This is a genomic window from Mycobacterium shimoidei (assembly GCF_900417275.1).
Lineage (GTDB): Bacteria > Actinomycetota > Actinomycetes > Mycobacteriales > Mycobacteriaceae > Mycobacterium > Mycobacterium shimoidei.
The window spans coordinates 177562-197016 of record NZ_UEGW01000001.1 but is presented as its reverse complement, the minus strand read 5'-3'; the positions used below and the strand labels follow the sequence as shown (position 1 = coordinate 197016).

The 19455-nt window shown below is 65.7% G+C and carries 21 protein-coding genes; 13 read left to right on the top strand and 8 right to left on the bottom strand.

Going from position 1 to position 19455, the window contains the following annotated elements; translation table 11 throughout:
- Positions 1 to 9: 9 nt before the first annotated feature.
- The gene (locus tag MSP7336_RS00985) at positions 10 to 864 is read right to left on the bottom strand and encodes an LLM class F420-dependent oxidoreductase (protein ID WP_113962851.1); all 855 of its coding nucleotides are present in this window, start codon (positions 862 to 864) and stop codon (positions 10 to 12) included.
- Positions 865 to 1183: 319 nt separating this feature from the next.
- Between MSP7336_RS00985 and infA the strand changes: the two genes are divergently transcribed.
- The 8 genes from infA (at position 1184) to truA (ending at position 5801) form a co-directional block, all read left to right on the top strand.
- Positions 1184 to 1405: a translation initiation factor IF-1 gene (infA, locus tag MSP7336_RS00980; protein ID WP_003418601.1), complete on the top strand. Its 222-nt coding sequence runs from the start codon at positions 1184 to 1186 to the stop codon at positions 1403 to 1405.
- A gap of 48 nt (positions 1406 to 1453) precedes the next feature.
- Positions 1454 to 1567 (top strand): 50S ribosomal protein L36, encoded by a 114-nt coding sequence (rpmJ, locus tag MSP7336_RS00975; protein ID WP_003879483.1) that lies wholly within the window; start codon positions 1454 to 1456, stop codon positions 1565 to 1567.
- 189 nt (positions 1568 to 1756) lie between these two features.
- Entirely contained in the window at positions 1757 to 2131 is a 375-nt protein-coding gene (gene rpsM / locus MSP7336_RS00970) for a 30S ribosomal protein S13 (RefSeq protein ID WP_069395605.1), read from the top strand.
- A 3-nt stretch (positions 2132 to 2134) separates the two neighbouring features.
- Entirely contained in the window at positions 2135 to 2551 is a 417-nt protein-coding gene (gene rpsK, locus MSP7336_RS00965; protein ID WP_069395604.1) for a 30S ribosomal protein S11, read from the top strand.
- 11 nt (positions 2552 to 2562) lie between these two features.
- Positions 2563 to 3168: a 30S ribosomal protein S4 gene (gene rpsD / locus MSP7336_RS00960; protein WP_069395603.1), complete on the top strand. Its 606-nt coding sequence runs from the start codon at positions 2563 to 2565 to the stop codon at positions 3166 to 3168.
- Between the two features lie 88 nt (positions 3169 to 3256).
- Positions 3257 to 4300 carry a DNA-directed RNA polymerase subunit alpha gene (locus MSP7336_RS00955; protein ID WP_069395602.1) on the top strand — a complete coding sequence of 348 codons (1044 nt, stop codon included), beginning with the start codon at positions 3257 to 3259 and terminating at the stop codon, positions 4298 to 4300.
- Positions 4301 to 4327: 27 nt separating this feature from the next.
- On the top strand, positions 4328 to 4924 hold the full coding sequence (rplQ, locus tag MSP7336_RS00950; RefSeq protein WP_069395601.1) for a 50S ribosomal protein L17: 597 nt from the start codon (positions 4328 to 4330) through the stop codon (positions 4922 to 4924).
- A 7-nt stretch (positions 4925 to 4931) separates the two neighbouring features.
- Complete coding sequence (gene truA, locus MSP7336_RS00945; RefSeq protein WP_113962850.1) at positions 4932 to 5801, top strand: tRNA pseudouridine(38-40) synthase TruA; 870 nt, start codon at positions 4932 to 4934, stop codon at positions 5799 to 5801.
- A gap of 5 nt (positions 5802 to 5806) precedes the next feature.
- Here truA and MSP7336_RS00940 read toward each other — a convergent pair whose 3' ends face one another.
- On the bottom strand, positions 5807 to 6463 hold the full coding sequence (locus MSP7336_RS00940) for a cutinase family protein (RefSeq protein ID WP_069395599.1): 657 nt from the start codon (positions 6461 to 6463) through the stop codon (positions 5807 to 5809).
- 18 nt (positions 6464 to 6481) lie between these two features.
- Positions 6482 to 7198, bottom strand: a complete 717-nt coding sequence (locus MSP7336_RS00935) for a cutinase family protein (protein ID WP_069395598.1) — start codon at positions 7196 to 7198, stop codon at positions 6482 to 6484.
- Positions 7199 to 7338: 140 nt separating this feature from the next.
- On the opposite strand from MSP7336_RS00935, the gene eccB reads away from it, so the two are divergent.
- The gene (gene eccB / locus MSP7336_RS00930; protein ID WP_069395597.1) at positions 7339 to 8715 is read left to right on the top strand and encodes a type VII secretion protein EccB; all 1377 of its coding nucleotides are present in this window, start codon (positions 7339 to 7341) and stop codon (positions 8713 to 8715) included.
- On the opposite strand, the gene mycP is transcribed toward eccB, so the two are convergent.
- The gene (gene mycP / locus MSP7336_RS00925) at positions 8692 to 10023 is read right to left on the bottom strand and encodes a type VII secretion-associated serine protease mycosin (RefSeq protein WP_069395737.1); all 1332 of its coding nucleotides are present in this window, start codon (positions 10021 to 10023) and stop codon (positions 8692 to 8694) included. The genes eccB and mycP overlap by 24 nt on opposite strands.
- Entirely contained in the window at positions 10020 to 11393 is a 1374-nt protein-coding gene (gene eccD, locus MSP7336_RS00920) for a type VII secretion integral membrane protein EccD (protein WP_113962849.1), read from the bottom strand. The genes mycP and eccD overlap by 4 nt, the downstream gene beginning before the upstream one ends.
- A 109-nt stretch (positions 11394 to 11502) precedes the next feature.
- Between eccD and eccCa the strand changes: the two genes are divergently transcribed.
- From eccCa to MSP7336_RS00900, 4 genes are read left to right on the top strand one after another with little or no spacing between them, the layout of a single operon-like run.
- Positions 11503 to 15303, top strand: coding sequence for a type VII secretion protein EccCa (gene eccCa, locus MSP7336_RS00915; protein WP_084226406.1), 3801 nt, complete (start codon positions 11503 to 11505; stop codon positions 15301 to 15303).
- Positions 15300 to 16490 (top strand): type VII secretion-associated protein, encoded by a 1191-nt coding sequence (locus tag MSP7336_RS00910; protein ID WP_113962848.1) that lies wholly within the window; start codon positions 15300 to 15302, stop codon positions 16488 to 16490. Before eccCa ends, MSP7336_RS00910 begins: the two co-directional genes overlap by 4 nt.
- Positions 16490 to 16846 carry a WXG100 family type VII secretion target gene (locus MSP7336_RS00905; RefSeq protein WP_069395594.1) on the top strand — a complete coding sequence of 119 codons (357 nt, stop codon included), beginning with the start codon at positions 16490 to 16492 and terminating at the stop codon, positions 16844 to 16846. The genes MSP7336_RS00910 and MSP7336_RS00905 overlap by 1 nt, the downstream gene beginning before the upstream one ends.
- Before the next feature lie 4 nt (positions 16847 to 16850).
- Positions 16851 to 17147 (top strand): WXG100 family type VII secretion target, encoded by a 297-nt coding sequence (locus MSP7336_RS00900; protein WP_069395593.1) that lies wholly within the window; start codon positions 16851 to 16853, stop codon positions 17145 to 17147.
- Between the two features lie 71 nt (positions 17148 to 17218).
- Here the strand turns inward: MSP7336_RS00900 and MSP7336_RS00895 are convergent, their stop codons facing one another.
- The 3 genes from MSP7336_RS00895 to MSP7336_RS00885 form a co-directional block, all read right to left on the bottom strand.
- On the bottom strand, positions 17219 to 17926 hold the full coding sequence (locus MSP7336_RS00895) for a S1 family peptidase (RefSeq protein WP_084226405.1): 708 nt from the start codon (positions 17924 to 17926) through the stop codon (positions 17219 to 17221).
- A 293-nt stretch (positions 17927 to 18219) separates the two neighbouring features.
- Entirely contained in the window at positions 18220 to 18642 is a 423-nt protein-coding gene (locus tag MSP7336_RS00890) for a hypothetical protein (protein WP_139819618.1), read from the bottom strand.
- A gap of 75 nt (positions 18643 to 18717) precedes the next feature.
- The gene (locus MSP7336_RS00885) at positions 18718 to 19452 is read right to left on the bottom strand and encodes a hypothetical protein (RefSeq protein WP_139819619.1); all 735 of its coding nucleotides are present in this window, start codon (positions 19450 to 19452) and stop codon (positions 18718 to 18720) included.
- Positions 19453 to 19455 lie beyond the last annotated feature (3 nt).

The following is a 19455-nucleotide window of genomic DNA, read 5'->3' as shown; positions in this document are numbered from 1 at the left end:
GGCGGGGTTTCAGCCTGCCGATGTCAGTCCAAGCGGCCCGGCCAGTTCGGCCAAGGCCGGGACCAGGTTCTCAGCCCTGGTGAGGACCTGCACCGGGACGTGGTCGGCGCCGGCGTCGAGATGCTCGGTGAGCCGGGCCGCGATCGCCTCCGGCGTGCCGTAGGCCACCATCGCGTCGACGAGGCGGTCGCTGCCGGGGCGGGTGATGTCGTCCTCGGAAAAGCCCAGCCGCTGCCAGTTGTTGCGGTAGTTGGCCAGGTTGAAGTACATGTCCAGCGCCTTGCGGCCCACCGCGCGGGCCTTGTCGGCGTCGGTGGTGAGCACCACCTTGTGTTCGGGCGCCAGGAACGCCGCGGAGCCGATGAGCTCGCGGGCCTGGGCGGTGTGCTCGGGGGTGGTCAGGTAGGGGTGTGCACCGGCGCTGCGCTGCGCCGACAGTTTCAGCACCCGCGGACCCAGCGCCGCCAGCACCCGCCGGTCGGCCGGCACGCCGAACTCGTCGAGCTGGTCGAGGTACTGCGTCAGCGCGTCGTAGGGCTTGCGGTATTCGCTGTGTGCCTCACGGTGGCCCACACCGATACCCAGCAGGAAGCGGCCCGGATACGCCTTGTCGATGCGGTGAAACGACTCCGCGACCTGCGGGGCCGGAGCCGTCCAGATGTTCACGATGCCGGTGGCCACCTGCAGCGTGGTCGTGGCTTCCAGGATGGGCTCCACCCACTCCAGCTCGGCGGGCGGTGAGCCGCCCACCCACACGGCCCCGTAGCCCAGAGCCTCGATCTCTTTGGCCTGCTGGGGGGTGACACCGCGTCCGAACGATCCGAATCGACCAAGATTGGGTTTGCTTGTGCCTGCATCAGTCATGCTGGCTGGAACCTGACTGCCGTCCGTCGGTATTCCGAGGAATTCCGAGGAGAGCGTGCCCGCCAGGTATGCCCTCGCCAGGGCCGCCGGGCACACCAGCCGCGACGCCCGAGTTTTCTCTCACAGCGATTTTGACCAGCGCGAATGACCGGGTATCGTGGAGCAACGGTGCGGCATCCGCGCCGGCTTTTTTGGCGTGCCCAGTCCTAGGAATTTCCGAAACTTTCCTGACACCGGCTCACGTTTTCAAGTCGAGCGAATGCTGCGCCGGATCGGGCGCAGACCCGAACCGCAAACCAACGAGGATTTTTGGAAGGTCATGGCCAAAAAGGACGGTGCCATAGAGGTCGAGGGCCGCGTGGTCGAGCCCCTGCCCAATGCGATGTTCCGCATTGAGCTCGAGAACGGCCACAAGGTACTGGCCCACATCAGCGGCAAGATGCGGCAGCACTACATCCGCATCCTGCCCGAGGACCGGGTGGTCGTGGAGCTGTCTCCCTACGATCTGTCCCGGGGCCGCATCGTGTACCGCTACAAGTAAGCCCGAAGCCACCAACCCAGCGAGTAGACAGAACAGGATCGATCAGCCGTGAAGGTGAACCCGAGCGTCAAGCCGATCTGTGACAAGTGCAGGGTGATCCGCCGGCATGGGCGGGTCATGGTGATCTGCTCCGATCCGCGCCATAAGCAGCGGCAAGGCTAGCGGGTCGCCGCCGGGGACCTGACCGGTCAGTGCGCAAGCACACACAACTGAATGCAGACCTCCCAGCACCAGTGAGCGGATACGCCGCTCATCAGCGCCCGGAACGGAGGCCGGGCCCCGGAGCAGTCAGCCGGGAACGGGCTGGGATCAGCACCTCCGTCACGGAGAAGAAAAAGGGGCACGCCACCTATGGCACGTCTAGTAGGCGTTGATCTGCCGCGCGATAAGCGGATGGAGGTCGCGCTGACCTACATCTACGGCGTTGGCCGTAGCCTTTCCAACGAGATTTTGGCCGCCACCGGCATCGACAAGGATCTGCGCACCAAAGATCTCACCGATGACCAGCTGGCCCACCTGCGCGACTACATCGAAGCCAACTGCAAGGTGGAGGGCGATCTGCGCCGCGAGGTGCAGGCCGACATCCGTCGCAAGATCGAAATCGGCTGCTACCAGGGCCTGCGGCACCGCCGTGGCCTTCCGGTGCGCGGCCAGCGCACCAAGACCAATGCGCGGACCCGCAAGGGCCCCAAGCGCACCATCGCAGGCAAGAAGAAGGCCAGGTAACCCATGCCCCCAGCTAAGAAGGCAGCCGCCGCCCCCAAGAAGGGGCAGAAGACCCGACGGCGGGAAAAGAAGAACGTCCCGCACGGGGCCGCCCACATCAAGAGCACGTTCAACAACACGATCGTGACGATCACCGACCCGCAGGGCAACGTGATCGCCTGGGCGTCCTCGGGGCACGTCGGTTTCAAGGGCTCCCGTAAGTCGACGCCGTTCGCGGCGCAGCTGGCAGCCGAGAACGCCGCCCGCAAGGCCCAGGAGCACGGCGTCCGCAAGGTCGACGTGTTCGTCAAGGGCCCCGGCTCGGGGCGTGAGACCGCCATCCGGTCGCTGCAGGCTGCCGGCCTGGAGGTCGGTGCGATCGCCGACGTCACCCCGCAGCCGCACAACGGTGTCCGTCCGCCTAAGCGTCGGCGCGTCTAGGAGAACTGACTATGGCTCGTTACACCGGACCCGTCACCCGCAAATCGCGTCGGCTGCGCACCGACCTGGTGGGCGCCGACCAAGCGTTCGAGAAGCGCCCGTATCCGCCCGGTCAGCACGGCCGCGCGCGGATCAAGGAAAGCGAATATCTGCTGCAGCTGCAGGAGAAGCAGAAGGCTCGCTTCACCTACGGCGTGATGGAAAAGCAGTTCCGGCGCTACTACGAAGAGGCGGTGCGCCGTCCCGGTAAGACCGGTGAGGAACTGCTGCAGATCCTGGAGAGCAGGCTGGACAACGTGATCTACCGCGCCGGGCTGGCCCGCACCCGCCGGATGGCCCGTCAGCTGGTCAGCCACGGCCACTTCCTGGTCAACGGTGTCAAGGTGAACATCCCGAGCTACCGGGTTTCGCAGTACGACATCATCGACGTGAGGGAGAAATCGCTGAACACGCTGCCCTTCCAGATCGCGCGGGAGACAGCCGGTGAGCGGCCGATCCCCAGCTGGTTGCAGGTGGTAGGCGAGCGGCAAAGGATCCTGATCCACCAACTGCCGGAGCGGGCTCAGATCGACGTCCCGCTCACCGAGCAGCTGATCGTCGAGTTCTACTCGAAGTAGTACCCCGACTTCCGTCACCGCATCCGCGGCGACGGAACACCTAAGCGGCATCAAATAGCGGTTGCCGAGAAGGAGAAGAAGAAACACCATGCTGATCTCACAGCGACCCACCCTGTCCGAAGAGACCATCAGCGAAAACCGTTCGCGGTTCGTCATCGAGCCGCTGGAGCCGGGATTCGGCTACACGCTGGGGAACTCACTGCGTCGCACGCTGCTGTCGTCGATTCCCGGCGCGGCGGTCACCAGCATCCGCATCGACGGTGTGCTGCACGAGTTCACCACCGTGCCCGGCGTCAAGGAAGACGTCACCGACATCATCTTGAACCTCAAGAGCCTGGTGGTGTCCTCCGAGGAGGACGAGCCGGTGACGATGTACCTGCGCAAGCAGGGTCCGGGTGAGGTCACCGCCGGGGACATCGTGCCGCCGGCCGGTGTCACCGTGCACAACCCCGACATGCACATCGCGACGCTCAACGACAAGGGCAAGCTCGAGGTGGAGCTCGTCGTCGAGCGTGGCCGTGGCTACGTGCCGGCCGTCCAGAACAAGGCATCTGGCGCGGAAATCGGCCGCATCCCGGTTGATTCCATCTACTCGCCGGTGCTCAAGGTCACCTACAAGGTGGACGCCACCCGTGTCGAGCAGCGCACCGACTTCGACAAGTTGATTCTCGACGTCGAGACCAAGAACTCGATCACGCCGCGGGACGCGCTGGCGTCGGCCGGTAAGACCCTGGTCGAATTGTTCGGCCTGGCACGCGAACTCAACGTCGAGGCGGAAGGCATCGAGATCGGGCCGTCGCCGGCCGAGGCCGACCACATCGCGTCGTTCGCACTGCCGATCGACGACCTGGATCTGACCGTGCGCTCCTACAACTGCCTCAAGCGTGAGGGCGTGCACACCGTCGGTGAGCTGGTGTCGCGCACGGAATCCGACCTGCTCGACATCCGCAACTTCGGTCAGAAGTCCATCGACGAGGTCAAGGTCAAGCTGCACCAGCTGGGCCTCTCGCTCAAGGACAGCCCCGCGCACTTCGACCCCTCGGAGGTTGCGGGTTACGACGTGGCCACCGGCACCTGGTCCAACGAGGGCGCCTACGACGACCAGGACTACGCCGAAACCGAACAGCTCTAAGACCGAGTCAAGACAGGAGCGTCAGCAATGCCTAAGCCCACCAAGGGCCGTCGCCTCGGCGGGTCGTCGTCGCACCAGAAGGCGATCCTGGCCAACCTGGCCACGGCGCTTTTCGAGCATGGCCGGATCAAGACCACCGAGCCCAAGGCGCGGGCGTTGCGGCCGTACGCGGAGAAGCTGATCACCCACGCCAAGAAGGGCACGCTGCACAACCGACGCGAGGTGCTCAAAAAGATCCGCGACAAGGACGTGGTGCACGCCCTTTTCGCCGAGATCGGCCCGCACTTCGCCGACCGCGACGGCGGCTACACCCGCATCATCAAGGTCGAGGCGCGCAAGGGCGACAACGCCCCGATGGCCGTGATCGAGCTGGTGCGGGAGAAGACGGTGACCTCCGAGGCCAACCGGGCCCGCCGGGCGGCCGGTGCACAGGCGGCACAGAAGGCTGCCAAGAAGGCAGCACCCGTGGCGGCCGCCGCCGCTCCGCAGGCGGCGGTCGAGCCGGAGGCGGCCGTCGGGCCAACGGCCGAAAACACCGACGACGCGGCTACTGCCGCCGAGGACGAGGCCACCGAGGCCCGGGCCGAGGACGACGAACCGAAGGCAGACTCCGACGAGTCCTGACGAGGCTGTGAACGTGCCCGTCACCGATGTGGGTGACGGGCACGTTCGTCTTCGGTTCGATATCGCTTACGACGGAACCGAATTCGCGGGCTGGGCGGTGCAGGCCGGCCAGCGCACGGTGGCCGGTGTCATCGACGACGCGCTGTCGACGGTGTTTCGCACCGCGGTGCGGCTGCGCGCCGCCGGGCGAACCGACACCGGCGTGCACGCCACCGGGCAGGTGGCGCACGCCGACATCCCGGTCGACGCGCTGCCCAACTGCTACCCGCGCTCCCCACGCCCGGGTGAGCCGGAGTTCCTGCCACTGGTGCGGCGGCTGGCCCGGTTGCTGCCAGCGGACGTGAGGGGCCGCGAGATCAGCCGCGCGCCGGCCGGTTTCGACGCCCGGTTCTCCGCGTTGCGCCGGCATTATGTGTACCGCCTCTCGATCGCCGCGTACGGCGTCGAGCCACAGCAGGCCCGCTTTGTGACGGCCTGGCCCCGTCCGCTGGACATCGACGCGATGACCGCGGCGTCGCGGGAGCTGGTGGGGCTGCACGACTTCGCGGCGTTCTGCCGCCCTCGCCCGGGCGCGACCACCATCCGCGATTTGCAGCGGCTGGACTGGTCGCGCGACGGCGATCTGATCACCGCACACGTCACCGCGGACGCGTTCTGCTGGTCGATGGTGCGGTCATTGGTCGGCGCGCTGCTGGCCGTGGGCGAACACCGGCGCACCCCCGCGTGGTGTCGCGACTTGCTCAGCCGCACGCAGCGATCCAGTGACTTCGCAGCCGCCCCGCCGCAAGGCCTGACGCTGATCGGCGTGGACTATCCACCCGACAGCGAACTACGGGCGCGCAACCTGGTCACCCGGGACCTGCGTACCCGAAACTGACGCTCCTACAGCTTGCCGGCTACGAAATCGGCGGCATGATTGACCATGCCCGCACCGATGTAGGCGGGCGCGAGGTGCTGAGGCCAGTTGGCTCGCCACGTTTTCGGGTCGGCGGGGTTACAGATCGGATCATCGCCGTGGCACAGCTCGATGGTCCGGTCGTTGTAGATCGGGTTGAAGTTGGTGATGGGCCCCACCCACTGGCTGCCGTTGCCGAACAACGCGACCGCGGCGATGTGTTGGTCGGTACCGGGCGGCAGCGGATTGTCGAACCCGAACATCGGGCCGGGAGCGGCAAGCACCACGTCGGTGACCGCCGCCCCGAGCGAGTAGCCGCCGAGCACCAGGCGGGTGTCGGGGCAGGAGTTGGCCATGTACTGAATGTGGCCGCTCATGTCGTTGGCGCCGTTGATGACGTCGGTGTCCGCGTCGTAGTTGACGGCGTAGAGGCCGACGTTGCGGGAGGTCCTGGACCGCAACCCATTGAGCAGCGCGTTGCCGACCTGGCCGGCGCCGGGCGGCTCAAGGCGGCCCCGGGCGAACACCAATTGGACATCGGGGCACGACGCCGCCGACGCCGTCGAGACGGGTGCAATCAACATCAGCGAGGTGGCCAGCATTGTGACTAGCGCTGCCGGCCATAGATATCGCAGGTGACTCATGGTCCGATATTAGTGGCTCTAATTGAGTGGTGCGACCGGAACGAACGGTTGCATGTGCGGCTGACCAGTCATGACCCTGGGCGCGATGAAGTTGGCTGCCTGAGTGGTGTAGCTCGGGATATAGCCGTCGGTGTGGTCGCTCCACTCGTTGCCGGGCCCGGCGTGGCAGATCGGGTCGCCCGGGTTGCACAGGTCGATGGCCTTGGACGCCAGCGGTGTGCTTTGGCGCGACAGCGGGGTTCCTGACCGGCCGATGATGTTGCCGAAGGTCGCCACTGCGGCGATGTTGTCGACGTACTGCGCCGGTAGCGGGCTACCCCAGGAGATGCCGCCCACCGGGACTCCGGCCACGATGTCGATCACCGACGCGCCCTGCGAGTAGCCGCCCAGCACGATCTTGGTGTCGGGGCACTGCTGCACCGTGTTCTTGACCCGGTTGATGGTGTCGTTGGCGCCGTCTCCGCCACCGAGCTGCAGCTTGCCGGCCGGGTAGTTCACGCCGTAGGTGTCGACGTTGAGCCCGGTCTGCTGGCGCAACGCGTCGGCCAGGGCGTTGCCGACACGACCCGGCCCGGGCGGCTCACTGGTTCCGCGGGCGAAGATCAACTCGACATCCGGGCAGTCGACGGCTGTGGCCTTCGGGACGCCGCTCCAGCCGATGAGCATGGCGCCGGCGGTCAGTGCTGCCGCGGCGCACAGGCCGGCCCAGCGGCGTGCGAACGTCAGGGGAGTCATGTCGGGAAAAAGCACGCAATGATATTACCGGGAAGCCGCAAAATCCTCATTTTCGGCAATTCACCTGTGGATTGACGGAAACGGCGCGTTCGGCGGCCGACGTATGGTGGCGCCGATTTCTGCCCATTTCTGAGGAAACAATGGCACCGAAACCAGCCACGTGGCTGCAAGTCAGCGGCTATCGCTTCCTGTTGGCCCGCATGGAGTGCGCGTTGCTGGGCGCCGATCTGCGCGACGTCAACGAGCCGATCCGCGCGCCGGTGCGCTCACTGGCGGCGGGGGCGGTGCTGGCGGCCATTGCGGTTGTGGCCGCCGCGGCGCTCGCGGTGCTTCGTCCGCAGACGACGCTGGGGAATGCGCCGATCGTCATGGGTCAGCGGTCCGGAGCGCTCTACGTCCGGGTCGATGACACCTTGCACCCGGTGCTCAATCTGGCGTCGGCCCGGTTGATCACGGCAACCAATGACGATCCGCAGCCGGTTGCCGAGTCCGAGCTGGTCACTGTCAAACGTGGCCCGCTGATGGGGATCCCGGGCGCACCACAATTTGTGGGCCCGCCACTGACCGCTGCGGAGACGCGGTGGACGGTGTGTGACACCGACGGCCCCAACACAACGGTGGTGGTCGGCGTCTTCGACGCGCCGGGTACGCGTCGACCGACACTGAACAGGCTGGTGAGCGCCGACGGCGGGGCAACGGCATATCTGCTTTACGACGGCCGTCGCGCCCTCGTCGATCTGGCCGACACCGCTGTCGTTCGCGCTCTGCGGCTGGAAGGCGTTGTTGCGCAGCGCGTCTCGCACACCCTGTTGAACGCTGTCCCGGAAGTACCGCCCATCTCGGCACCGCGGATCTCCGGTGCGGGCGCCCCGGGTGCGATAGCCGGGTTTCCGGTCGGCAGTGTGCTGCGCATCGCGCGTGCCGATGGCGACGAGTACTACGTGGTGCTCGAGCGGGGTGTCCAGCGCGTCGGCCACGTCACCGCAGATCTATTGCGTCTCACCGGAGCCCGCGGGGTCCGCACCATTTTGTCGGTGGCGCCCGACATCATTCGCTCGGCTCCGACGATCGACGAGTTACCGGTGTCCACCTTTCCCGACCAAGCAGCCGCACCGCCGGATAGGGACAACACGCTGTGTGTCGCGTGGGCGCACCCGGGATCGGGCGGCGCGGACGTCTGGTTCTCGACCGGCGACCTGCCGATCCCGGCGGGCCATGCTGCGGTGACGCTGGCGCAGAGTGACGGCGACGGCCCGGCGCTCGATTCGGTCTACCTCCCGCCGGGTCGCAGCGCCTATGTGCGCGCCACCGGCCTGTCCGGGCAGCATGACGACGCCGGCACCAGCTACCTGGTGACCGATACCGGGGTGCGGTTCGCCATCCCCGACGACGACGCGGCAGCCGACCTTGGTATGCCGCCGACGCCGATCGCAGCGCCCTGGCCGGTGCTGGCGACGTTGCCGGCGGGGCCGGAACTGAGCCGACGAAACGCCCTAGTCGCTCGGGACACGCCGTAGCCGGGCGGTCACCGTGCCGACGATCAGCGTCGACACCAGCACCACCAGGCCGAGCGCTGCGCCGATGAGCGCGGTCCGACGCGCGCTGTCCTCCGGTGCCGCGCTTGTCGCCGGCGGCATGATCGGCACCCGCGCAGGGTGCGACACCGGCGCAGGACTTGACGAGGCGTCGGAGCTGACGGCCGCGAGCACGTCGACAACACCGTTGCCTACATACGGGTCCCATCCTTTCGGGGGATGATGCGCAGTGCTTTCGATGCGTTGCATCACCTGCCTGGCCGTCAGCGTCGGGAACCGCGACCGGATCAGCGCGACGAGGCCGCTGACAATCGGAGCGGCGTAGCTGGTGCCCGAGAGTTCGTGCTCGTCAAGGGAATTGACCAACCCCTCACCGGACGGGTTCAGCGATATCGCCTCTTCTCCCGGGGCGGCGACGTCGACCCACGGCCCGGGAAGGCTGAACGACGAGGGTTCGCCGTGGGTGTTGACCGAGCCCACCGTCAGAACGTAGTCGTCGTACCATGCCGGGCTGACCGCGACCGTCGCGGTGTCCCAGGTCGTTTCGGGTTGCTGCGCCGGGCACTGACCCGGCCTGCCGGTGTTTCCGGCAGCCGCGACCACCACGGCATTCCTGGTGTCGACCGCGTAGGCCAGCGCCGCACCTAATGCCCGGTCGTCTAGCCCCGAGCCGACCGGCACACAGGCAACCGAGGAGACGTTGATCACCGAAGCTCCGAGGTCAGCCGCGGTCCGGACAGCTTTCGCCAACGTATCGACGTCACCGAATCCGGCGGTCGCTGATTCGGTGGCCGCGCCGAATTTGGTGCTGGATTGCCGGATGCTGATCAAGGTGACGCCGGGTGCGACGCCGCTGAAGCCGTCTGCCCCATTGGGATCGGGTGTGGCCCCGATGATTCCGGCGACGACGGTGCCGTGCCCGTCGCAGTCTTGATTGCCGTCGCCGGTGGACACGTAGTCACCGCCGGGCGTCGTGTCGGGTAGCCGCGGATGCCGAGCCACTCCGGTGTCGATGATTGCGACCCGTTGACCCGAGCCACGGGTCAGCGGCCAAACCTGTGGTAGATCAAGGCTGTTGAGCTGGGTGGGTGTCTCGCCGCGGGCTGGAGTCATGCTCGGTACGGCGCACATCTCACGCTGCACGGTCGGTTGCGGCGGCGCCGGCGGCGCCGGCTCGGGTAGTCGGCTTTGGTCAATCGGCGGTGGTGCGATGGCGTGTGCGCTGGCGCATTGCGCGAGCGTGGTGAGCGCGACGGCAGCGATGCAACGCAGCGCCGGCGGGCTCGTCATGGCAGGCGCCAGGCCCGGGCGGCGCCATACCAGCCGCAGATCCAGCAGGCCAGCGGCACCAGGATCGCCCACCCGAGATACTCGAGCAGCCTCGCGTTGCGCTGCCCAACGGGGGAGAGTCTCACTACTGGGGCCAGAAGCTGCAGGCCGAACGGTGCGGCGGGCAGCATCACCGCGGCCGCGACGACCCAGAGTACGTGGTCGGAGCAGGCGGTCGCCACGGCAGCGAAACTGGCACTCACCAGCACAGTGCCGGCCGCGGTGAGCATCAGGACTCTGGCCATGTCGTTGTGCGAGCGCGCCCGCGCGAGCAGCAGCGCACCGGTCAGCGTGGCGAAAACAATGCCGACCACGCCCGATCCGCCGGCGCGCCAAGCGGTGAGAGCGACTCCGATGCCGCCGAGCATCGCTGACGCGGCGAATGCGGCCGTCATGCTGGAAAGCCAGCTGTCGGCGCGAATTGCGTTGCCTTGACAGGGCTTAGGTCCTTGGTCGCCGCTCAGCTTCGGCGACAATCCGGTCAGCAAGACCGACAACCGCGCCGACATCTCCAACAATGCCAGCGAAATCACCACGCAGATGCCGCCGATCGCCGATAACGGCTGACCGGTCACCAACACCGCCAGCGCCGCGAGTGCGGCGAAGCCCGCGAAGCAGGCGAGTGTCCTGAACACCGTTGCGGCAGAGGAGACTCCATGCAGCACTAGCACCGCGGTGACCGCGGCCGCGGTCGAGGCGAGCAACGCGTTCGGCGCACCGGGACTGCCCGGGACCGCTACCAACCCCGCAAGGGCCATCAATCCGGTCGCCTGCAGACCCAACGTGAGCCCGGCCAGTCGGTCGCGAAATCCGCGTTCCGCTATCACGGCGGCCACCAGAGCGATGCACCCGGCGGCGGCGACGACACCGGCCACCGCACCGTGTTGGTCGCCATCGTTGGTCGGGAATACGGTTCGAATCACCGTCAGGGCGCCGATCCCGCTCAGCCAGCCCGCCGCCAGGCAGCTACTCAGCCGCGCGGTGCGCTTGGTGGGCGGCCGCGCCGACGCGGCCAGTGAGATCGACACGGCTTCGGCGGGATCGTGGAATGACGGTAACGGTATCTCAGTCGATGCTTTGCTGAAAAGCAAAAGCGATCCGTCACGAATCCCATGCTGCGCCAATGTCTTCGACGTATCAAGAGCCGCCTCGCCGGGTCGAGACAGCTGGTAGCGCGCTGCCACCCGGTCATCGTTGTGACCGTCTCGGACGCCCAAAAGATCAGCGATCGACGGCAGCAAGGAGGCGACAGCGACTCCGGCCGGGAGAGCCAGATCAACTTGAACGTCGTCGGCGTGTACCGACACTCTGCGTAGGCATGCCGCTGGCACGCGACCACGCTAACCAGATCGGTCGTCACCGTGTGTGCCCCCATCCACAGCCGGCTTGCGGGCGAATCACCCCGGCACCTACCGTGCAGTCGCAACTCGGGGGAGGCCGATGGACACGGGTGAGGACGCTTCGGCAACCGCAGCTTTCACGCCGGCACCGCGGCTGGCCTCACCCCGATTCGACACCGCGGACGTCCTGATCGCCGCGCCACCGGAAGTTGAGCGGCGAGCCCGGGCCGGCTTGCTGACCCGGATGGTTCCGGTGGTGATGGCCGCGGTAGTCGCGACCATGATGGTGGTGCTCTGCTACTCCCGGTCGGGCATGACGCGGAACCCGATGTTCGTGGCGTTCCCGCTGCTGATGCTTGTCTCGTCGGGGGTGACGGCCGTCGCCGGACGTGACCGGAGCACCGGTGACCTGAACACCGGGCGGGCGGATTACCTCGACCATCTCAGCGATCTGCGCCGCACCGTCGTCAAGACTGCCGCAGCGCAGCGCACGTCACTGTTTTGGTGTCACCCCGATCCCGTCTCGCTTTGGACCCTCGTGGGCAGCAGCCGGATGTGGGAACGCCGATCGGCCGACACCGATTTCTGCCAGGTACGCATCGGTGTGGGCAAGCAGCCTCTGGCAACACGTCTGGTGCCTCCGCCGATGGGGCCGAAGCATTCCGACCCGGTGACCACGACGGCGTTAGAGCGTTTCCTGCAAGCGTATTCAACGCTTACCGACGTGCCGGTTCCCCTCGATCTGGGCGGGATCGCCGTGACGGTCGCGGGCCAAAAAGCCCACGCGCGCGAACTGCTCCGCGCCATGATCTGCCAACTCGCCGTCTTGCACAGCCCGAGCAGACTGCTGATCGTCGCAGTGATCGGCGAACGTTCCCGAAGCCAGTGGGACTGGCTGAAATGGTTGCCGCACAATCAGCATCCGAGCGCCGTCGATGACGTCGGTTCCGCCCGGATGGTCTATCCGACGCTGGCGGCTGCCGAGACCGCGCTGGCCGCCCAACTGCTCCGCCGCGCCCCGCACCTGGTGTTCGTTATCGACGGCGATGTGGTCGACGGCACCGAGCAGATCATGGCCAAGCACGGGCTCGCCGGGCTGACGATCCTGCAAACAGGGTGCGACGAGCGCGCGCTCCGCGCGGGTGTGCGGCTGCGGGTCAGTGCTGAACAGGTGGTCGTCGACGACGAAGTCGTCGCCCAGCCTGACCGGATGGATTCGGCCACGGCGCTGGTATGTGCGCGTCGGCTGGCCGCCTTCCACGCCGAAGAGTCCGGCGGGCCGGAACCGCACTCTGGCAGCCCAGTGTGGCAGGAGCTGGTCGGCATCGCCGACCTGGCGACGTTCACACCGACAGCATTGTGGCACAACGTGATCGGGCGTGATGTGCTCCGGGTGCCGATCGGACTGACGGAATCCGGCACGCCGCTGGAACTCGACATCAAGGAAGCCGCTCAACACGGCATGGGGCCGCATGGTCTTTGTGTGGGCGCGACCGGATCGGGCAAGTCGGAGCTGCTGCGCAGCATCGCCCTGAGCATGATGGTCCGGCATTCACCGGAAGTTCTCAACTTGGCGCTGATCGACTTCAAGGGCGGCGCAACGTTTCTCGGACTCGAAAAAGTTCCGCATGTGGCTGCCGTCATCACCAACCTGTCCGAGGAAGCACCGTTGGTTGCCCGGATGCGTGACGCGCTGACCGGTGAGATGAACCGCCGTCAGCAGCTACTCAGAGCAGCCGGCAATTTGCAGAGTGTCGCCGCGTATCGGCAGCGGCGGCAAGCCGGAGCACGGCTCGCACCGCTTCCCGCGCTGTTCATCATCGTGGACGAATTCTCCGAATTGCTCAGCCAGCATCCGGATTTCGCGGACGTCTTCATGGCCATCGGCCGGCTTGGCCGCTCATTGGGCATGCATCTGCTGTTGGCCAGCCAGCGTCTCGATGAAGGCAGGCTGCGTGGACTGGAATCTCATCTGTCCTACCGCATCTGTTTGAAAACGTTGTCCGCCCACGAATCGCGCATTGCACTGGGAACTTCTGATGCCTACGAACTACCGAATACGCCGGGTACCGGATATCTGCGCACGGCCACCGCGGACCCCATTCGCTTCCAGGGCGCATACGTTGCCAGGCGCTGCCCCCCAATCGCGCTTGCCACCGGCGTCACCGGCCCCGACCGCGTTCAGCCGTTCACCGCCGAGCCGGTAGGCCCCGTCAGAAATCCTCCCGAGGACGACGGCGCCAGCGACAGCGTCGTACAGACCGTCGTGGATCGGTTGTCGGGACACGGACCGTCGGCGCATGAGATATGGCTGCCGCCGCTTGGACCCGCTCCGCGATTGGACAGTCTGCTCGGCGCCGAAGCCGCCGACCTGACGGTTCCGATCGGCATTGTCGATCGTCCCTTCGAGCAGCGCCGTACACCGCTCGTCGTCGAGCTGTCCGGATCGGCGGGCAATGTCGGTGTCGTCGGAGGGCCCCAATCGGGTAAGACGACGACGTTGCGCACACTGATCACCGCCCTGGCGCTCACCCACGATCCGGGCCGGGTGCAGTGCTATTGCTTGGACTTCGGTGGCGGCGCGTTGACGTCGCTGCGGTCATTGCCGCATGTCGGCGCGGTAGCCGGCCGGGCAGAGCCAGAATTGGTCGGTCGCGCGATCGCCGAGCTGGAAGCGCTCGTCGCTTCGCGCGAGGCGCTCTTTCGCGATCGCGGCATTGATTCAATGGCGCAATACCGGCGGATGATGGCGCAGCGCGATCCCGTATGTGACCGGTATGGCGACGTGTTCTTGGTGATCGACGGGTGGGCCACGCTGCGCAATGATTTCGACGGATTCGAAGCCTCGATCACCGCTCTCGCGGCGCGGGGGCTTTCGTTCGGTGCGCATGTGGTGGTGTCGGCATCGCGCTGGGCGGAGCTTCGGCCCGCGCTGAAAGATCAGCTGGGCACCCGCATCGAGTTGCGGCTGGGCGATCCGGCCGATTCCGAACTGGATCGGCGGCAGGCCGCGCAGGTGCCTGAGGGTAAGCCCGGTCGCGGGCTGTCCCGCGACGGCCACCACATGCTGATCGCGCTGCCCGGGCTCAACGCTGTGGAGTTGGCTGAGATGCTGCGTCACCGCCACGGCCCCACATGCGCACCTGGAATACCGGTACTACCAACTCATGTCGACCATGACACCGTGGTCGACTCGGCGGGTGGCGAGCTGCGCAACCGTGTTCTGCTGGGTGTGGAGGAGCGTCAGCTCAACCCGGTAGCCGTCGACTTCGACGCGCACCAGCATCTGCTGATCCTCGGTGACAGCGGCTGCGGCAAGACCGGCGCACTGCGCGTTTTGTGCCGTGAGATTGTTCGGACCACGACTGCGGCGCAAGCGCAGTTGTTCATCGTCGATTTGCGGCGCGCGCTGCTCGGCGTTGTCGAGTCCGAACACCTTGGTGGCTACGCCATGTCGCCGGCCACGCTCGGCACGGTTTTGCCGACGCTGCTCGACTCGTTGCACCGCCGGATGCCGCCAGTACAAGTCACCCAGACGCAGCTACGTGCCCGGTCATGGTGGTCAGGCCCGGAGCTGTATGTCGTCGTCGACGACTACGACCTGGTCACCGCGGCTGGCGGAAGCCCGCTGTCGCCGATGCTCGAATATGTGCCGCATGCCAGGGATTTGGGGCTGCACCTGGTGGTGGCGCGGCGTGCCAGTGGGGCGGCCCGCGCGATGTATGAGCCGCTGCTGGCCGAGTTGCGCGATCTGGGCTGCATGGGACTGATGATGAGCGCCAGCCCGGACGAGGGGCCGCTGATCGGGTCGGTCCGCCCGTCGCCGCTGCCGGTGGGTCGCGGCACCTTGATCGCCCGAAACGATCGGCAGCTGGTGCAGGTGGGCTGGAGTCCGCCGTGATCGGCTGCCGCGGCGTGATCGAGGTCGGGCCCGGCTTGATCCGCGAATTACGTTGCGGGACCGCTGTCGATGCCGAAATGGCGACGGATGCGCTGGAAGGCATCGATGATCCTGTGGTTCTGGTTGACGACCTTCCGACGTCCGTTGACTCGCTTTGGTGTTCAGTGCTGGGCTCGCTGGATTGTGTAGATTGCGACAACCTGACTGTTGTCCACCCCACGTGGTGGGCTCCGACGCGCATCGCCGTGGTCCGCAGTGCGGCACGAACTTTGGGCGACCACGTTGTGATGCGGCCGCGGTCGTGGCTTCTCGCCCAGGCGGCACCGGGGGATACCGTGGTGGTAGAGATCGCCCAACGCTTAGTGGCCGTGGATCATCATGGGCTACAGGCCGAACCACGCCGCGGGGACCCTCAGCGAGTCACCGACGCGGTGGTGCGCATGATCGCCGATATCGCCTCGTCGGCAACGGTCGTCATCGACGCGCCGCGTTCAGTGGCTGGAGCCGACGCACTGGCGAAGATGATCGTCGACGGCTTGGCTGCAATCAACGGGATAACGATCGTGCAGGTCGACGATGCCCGGCTGCAGCGGCTGGCAATGAAGGCCTGTGCCGTCCAACAAGTTTCCGAGCCCGTTGAAGCGCCTGCTCGGCCCGTCCGCCGTTGGCGTTGGGCGCTCGTCATGATCGTCGCGTTGATCGCAACCTTGCTCGGGCTGAGCGCCTTGGACAGGCGAGCTGCTCCCGAGAGCGTGATGGCGACGACCTTCCTGGTGGAAGGCCATGTCGCAGTCGAGGTTCCAGCCGATTGGTCGATACAGCGGGTGACATCCGGACCCGGCTCGGCGCGGGTTCAGGTCACCTCGCCGTCGGATCCGCAGCTGGCACTGCACGTGACACAGTCTCCGGCCGGGTCGTCGACGCTGGCGGGCGCCGCCGAGCCGCTGAAGCAGGCGATCGATGCCGAGCCGGCGAACGTCTTCGTCGATTTCAACCCGGCGGGATCCAGCGCCGGACGGCCGGCGGTCACCTACCGTGAGGTGCGCGCGGGACACGACATCCGCTGGGCCGTGATCGTCGACAAGGCGGTTCGGATCGCGATCGGATGCCAAAGCCGCACCGGTGCCGATGACGCCGTGCACGATGCGTGTGAGCTGGCTGTGCGCTCGGCGCATGCCATCGGATGATGGCTAGTGGGAACCAAACGGCGTCGACCGCAGTCATACCCAATGTGACCAACACACTGACTACCGACTTGGAGCTGATGCGCTCCGTCGCGGCGACCACCGACGCACGTAACGAAGAAATCCGGGCGATGCTGCAGTCTTTCATCGGGCGGATGAGTAGCGTGCCGCCGTCGGTATGGGGCGGTGTCGCGGCCGCCCGCTTCAAGGAAGTAGTGGATCGCTGGCATGCCGAGTCGATGAGGTTGCACCGTGCTCTGCACGGCATCGCCGAGACCATCCGCTACAACGAGGCGACCCTGCGGGATGCGGCCGACAACCATGCGCATCGGGTCGCTGCGGCCGGCGGGAAGCTGTAGGCCCATGGACCAGGTGCTCTCGTACAACTTCGGCGAAATCGAATACGCGGTTCGCCAGGAGATACACACCACGTCCGCGCGCTTCAACGCCGCACTGGAGGAATTGAGGTCTCAGGTGGCGCCTTTGCAGGACATGTGGACGCGCGAAGCCGGCACTGCGTACCGCGCTGAACAGCTCAAGTGGCATCAGGCGGCGAGCGCGCTCAACGAAATCCTGGTCGAGCTGGGCCACGCCGTGCGAGACGGGGCGCAGGATGTGGCCGACACCGATCACCGAGCGGCAGGAATATGGGCGCGCTAAAGCGGGTATAAGCTCTGCGCGGTCCCGGCGGGAGGGGAGAGACCGCCGGGACCGCGCAGTCACGCCGATGACTACGGCTTCGCCCTCGCCGGTGTGGTTACCAGCGTGAGATTCCACTTGTCCAGCCACGGTTTGATCGGTTCAGCGATCGAAAATCGGTGTGCGGTCTGGCAGCTCGGTTCGGAGTCGTCCGCGTCGGATCCTGCGACGTGCACCGCGACCGCGTTGGCGCTGCCGTCAGGACGAATGGAGTAGACCGGTCCGCCCGAGTCACCGCATTCGCTCGACGCCTCGAACGCCACCTTGTTCGCGTCGCTTACGACGACGGGTCCGCACGCGGGAGTCCGTGTGCGAATGCCGACATGACACAGCTGCTCGCCGACCCTCACTTCGCTGCTCACACCGCTGACGGCATGGCCGGCGATACCCGAAACCAACGGGATGTCAACATTGGCCAGCTCGATGAGCGCGATGTCGTGGTCCTGCCAAACGTCATCCCCCTTGATGGTTTGGCTGAAGGTACCGATCCTCTTAGCGGAGCGTGTCTTCGCATAGTTGATCGTCACTTGGCTGGGTCCGCCCGGACGGTTGCAATGACCGGCGGTGAGAAGCGCGCTGTGGCCGGCACTATCGCGCACCAAAAAACCTGCTGTGCAAGTGATCTCGCTGGAGTCGTCCCGGACGTCGATGCCGATGCCCGGGCCGATGGCGTTCGCGGGTGGCAGCCAAGGCGGGGCAGGGTGCTTTAAAGCGGGCGGCAACAGCGAAAACAGCGGCATGAGCGCGAGGGCGGCAAGGGCGACGACCAACCGCCATGGGACACTTCGGCGACGTTCCGGTGGAGAATACGGAAGGTTTGTTCCCCGGAAAACGAGCTCATGCGGTTTGCGGTTGCGGCTCTTGAACCCCCACCAAAGCACTGCCAAACATGAAACTGCCGCTATGGAAATAACCGCACCACGAAAGAGATCCGGGTGCGATATTGCCTCAGCTAGTTTCATCGGTTCATACGCTATTCCGTTAGTCAGTTATTTCGCCACCGCGTCGCCGCAGCCGGTCGGGGTGCGTTAGCTCACGGCTTCAACCGGCGCAACAGCCATTTCAGCACGGGGATCGCATGTGGTATAGACAGCACGGACATGGTGAAGGTGGCAAGTCCCAGTCCGAGCACGGAAAGCAACCCTGAGTTGATGCCCCACCAAATGAAACTCGCACCCCCCGCGACGAAAGCTGGCACTCCAAGGACGAACAGGAGCGCATCACGCAGGCTCGTTTCTTCCCCGCTGGCATGTCGTGGCGGATTGCCACTGTCTTCGACGTCCTCGCTGTGAAGCGCCTTGACGGCGATGTAAATACCTCCCACGAGCATGACCACACCAACAACCGGCAAGCTTTGAGCTCTACGGATACCTTCCGGCGGTGGATTGAAAGCCATTAAGGCGCCACTGATTGCCCAAATTGCACCGAGCAGGACTTGGGTTAATCGTGATGTCACGGAATCAGCATCCAAGGATACGGAACAGGGGTTTAGCGTTGCTCCATTGGCTCACTGTCTTGTACTGTCTAGAAATTACTTTTCCTGATTGCGCTGATAGGCTCGGTACTGGCTAGATTGTTTCCGGCTCAGCGGCCAGCGTTTTCCCGCCTGGTATGCCGCGAAGTAGAACAGAGCGAACGTCCCTACGGTAATGGCCGAGATCAAGGCAAACTGCGGGCGCTGTCCTCGCGCAATTGAATACCCAAAGCTTGCGTCGCCGTAGCCAAAGATGCTGGCAATTAATAGGATTGTGGTTGCAGCCAAAATTCCAACCCACGGCTTGTTCGGGTCGATAGTGACGACATCAAACATGCAAATGACGGCAGCAAACACCAAAAGCCACCAGAACTTTTTCGCGCTAGCCAACCCGCTATAAGAGTCGGACGGCGGAGTGTAAGGTGGTTTATTGTCGGCCGACCCGAGTGTATGGTCCTGCGATAAATCGGCTTGGCTGTCTTGCGCATTGAAAGCGTATATTTTTTGGCCAATTTTGATGTAGGGAGTGTTAAAGTAAGCGCCGAGTATCGCGAGGCCACCGGCAAACAGTGCCAAGCCACCGCCGATCTTCCAATCGGGAAGCGAAGCCAGAAAGGCGCATAGGGCGGCGATCCCGATGCCGGTCCAATAGACACGTCTTTGCCAGCTATCATCGCGTCTCGTCCAAAGCGGAACGGCGGCACCCGCCAAACCCAGCAGCGCTCCAATGAAGAACACGAGGGTATGCGGATTGTGGAGCGACGGCTGCGAGGCCATGTAAACAACACTCACAAT

Excerpts from the sequence above, each read along its gene's own strand:
- MSP7336_RS00985 (WP_113962851.1), bottom strand. The coding sequence starts at position 864 with ATGACTGATGCAGGCACAAGCAAACCCAATCTTGGTCGATTCGGATCG.
- infA (WP_003418601.1), top strand. The coding sequence starts at position 1,184 with ATGGCCAAAAAGGACGGTGCCATAGAGGTCGAGGGCCGCGTGGTCGAG.
- rpsM (WP_069395605.1), top strand. The coding sequence starts at position 1,757 with ATGGCACGTCTAGTAGGCGTTGATCTGCCGCGCGATAAGCGGATGGAG.
- rpsK (WP_069395604.1), top strand. The coding sequence starts at position 2,135 with ATGCCCCCAGCTAAGAAGGCAGCCGCCGCCCCCAAGAAGGGGCAGAAG.
- rpsD (WP_069395603.1), top strand. The coding sequence starts at position 2,563 with ATGGCTCGTTACACCGGACCCGTCACCCGCAAATCGCGTCGGCTGCGC.
- MSP7336_RS00955 (WP_069395602.1), top strand. The coding sequence starts at position 3,257 with ATGCTGATCTCACAGCGACCCACCCTGTCCGAAGAGACCATCAGCGAA.
- rplQ (WP_069395601.1), top strand. The coding sequence starts at position 4,328 with ATGCCTAAGCCCACCAAGGGCCGTCGCCTCGGCGGGTCGTCGTCGCAC.
- MSP7336_RS00940 (WP_069395599.1), bottom strand. The coding sequence starts at position 6,463 with ATGAGTCACCTGCGATATCTATGGCCGGCAGCGCTAGTCACAATGCTG.
- MSP7336_RS00935 (WP_069395598.1), bottom strand. The coding sequence starts at position 7,198 with ATGACTCCCCTGACGTTCGCACGCCGCTGGGCCGGCCTGTGCGCCGCG.
- eccB (WP_069395597.1), top strand. The coding sequence starts at position 7,339 with ATGGCACCGAAACCAGCCACGTGGCTGCAAGTCAGCGGCTATCGCTTC.
- mycP (WP_069395737.1), bottom strand. The coding sequence starts at position 10,023 with ATGACGAGCCCGCCGGCGCTGCGTTGCATCGCTGCCGTCGCGCTCACC.
- eccCa (WP_084226406.1), top strand. The coding sequence starts at position 11,503 with ATGGACACGGGTGAGGACGCTTCGGCAACCGCAGCTTTCACGCCGGCA.
- MSP7336_RS00905 (WP_069395594.1), top strand. The coding sequence starts at position 16,490 with ATGGCTAGTGGGAACCAAACGGCGTCGACCGCAGTCATACCCAATGTG.
- MSP7336_RS00900 (WP_069395593.1), top strand. The coding sequence starts at position 16,851 with ATGGACCAGGTGCTCTCGTACAACTTCGGCGAAATCGAATACGCGGTT.
- MSP7336_RS00895 (WP_084226405.1), bottom strand. The coding sequence starts at position 17,926 with ATGCCGCTGTTTTCGCTGTTGCCGCCCGCTTTAAAGCACCCTGCCCCG.